1 protein-coding gene and 2 pseudogenes are annotated in these 1,337 nt (G+C 56.2%); 1 reads left to right on the forward strand and 2 read right to left on the reverse strand.

Annotated elements, in window-relative coordinates; all coding sequences use genetic code 11:
* Window positions 1–296 (reverse strand): annotated as a pseudogene (locus tag F8N85_RS34245) (hypothetical protein); the annotation flags it as partial.
* Window positions 297–495: 199 nt separating this feature from the next.
* Complete coding sequence (locus tag F8N85_RS34250) at window positions 496–819, reverse strand: hypothetical protein (RefSeq protein ID WP_150806918.1); 324 nt, start codon at window positions 817–819, stop codon at window positions 496–498.
* 194 nt (window positions 820–1,013) lie between these two features.
* On the opposite strand from F8N85_RS34250, the pseudogene F8N85_RS34255 reads away from it, so the two are divergent.
* Window positions 1,014–1,124, forward strand: a pseudogene (locus tag F8N85_RS34255) (DNA-binding response regulator); the annotation flags it as partial.
* Between the last annotated feature and the right edge of the window lie 213 nt (window positions 1,125–1,337).

Here is a 1,337-nt window from a genome sequence, read left to right on the forward strand (position 1 = left end):
TGCATATTCGCCCACTTCACCCGCAATCGACCGGCAAGGTAACCGCCCATGCCGGATGCAACGATTTGGGTGAAGGCCAGCCAGACAATGGTCGAGATGCCCAGACTCTTGGCGCTGATGCCGCTGTTGGCCCACGGCGACACTGCCGAGAAACCCAGCCCGAAACCGAGCACCACCAGCACCAGCGACAACGCAGCCGCAGCCACGGCCCCGGCAAATATCGCCGCCCAGGACACCGCTGAGTGGCTGCTCGACTCATCCAGCGCAGTGAGATAAGTATCAGAGGATCTATTCATTGTTGTTCTGCTCCCGGCATGAAGATGGAGTTACAACTCTCGTGGGAGAAATTGCAGTCAGCGTGCCAATTGCGAACTTTTGATAAATCGCTTTATTTCAATGAGTTGGTTTTTTTTCCTGGCGCTCGACCATGCAATTTGCAATAGCCGGGCAATATCGGCGGGTTTTATGCACTGGGGCGGGCTTGAGAAAAGAAGGCTATTGACGCTTATAGCTTTTGCTGCCGCTTGGCGTCAGGCAATACACCCCGCCGCGTGGCCCGGTGCAGTAGCTGCCTGTGCCGCATTGGCAACCGTCAGCGTTTTTCAGCAAGGGTTGCGCACGCGAGCTCAGGTTTCCTGCCCCGTGGATCGCCGAACAGCTCTTCTTCGACCCGCTGATAGAACCGTCATTGCACAGAAAAGCCTCGCCGTCACAGCCGGCGATTCCACCTTTCTTGCCCGAGCACGGTTGGTTCGCTGCCAATACCGACGAAGTGACGAGCATCAACAGCGAACTCAGGCAAACCCCATAAATCGGCATCCAGCCACGACGAGACAAGGCGTTCACGTTGAAGCCTCCAGGCAAAATTATGGCGTTATGATATCAACTTTCACCAACTCTGGATTGCGTCCTGAAGACTCGGCAAAGCCGACATGAAGGTTTTTTAGAACGCCTGCAGCCCATTGCGGGCAAAATGTCGCCCCTGCGTCATGAACTCCTTTGCGGTAACGCCTATGACCCGCATCTTGACCATCGAAGACGACGCCATCACGGCCCGGGAAATCGTCGCTGAACTGAACAGCCACGGGTTGGACGTGGACAGGGTCGACAATGGCCGCGAAGGCTCGTGGCCTGGAGCTGCATTCTGAAAGAAGGTGTCAATCTCGCCAATCAGAGTTTGATGCCGGAGGGCTGAAGATCAAAAGACCGCAGCCTGCGGCAGCTCCTACGGGGGATGTGTGGTTTGGGCGAGTGGTTTCCATAGCGCGAGCTGCCGGCACTTTATGGATTGATGTGGGGTGGGGGTTTTAAGATCAAAAGATCGCAGCCTGCGGCAG

It is taken from the genome of Pseudomonas fluorescens (assembly GCF_902497875.1).
Lineage (GTDB): Bacteria > Pseudomonadota > Gammaproteobacteria > Pseudomonadales > Pseudomonadaceae > Aquipseudomonas > Aquipseudomonas fluorescens_BR.

Bases quoted from the DNA above. Each gene is read 5' to 3' on its own strand.
- F8N85_RS34250 (WP_150806918.1), bottom strand. From the start codon at position 819: ATGCCGATTTATGGGGTTTGCCTGAGTTCGCTGTTGATGCTCGTCACT.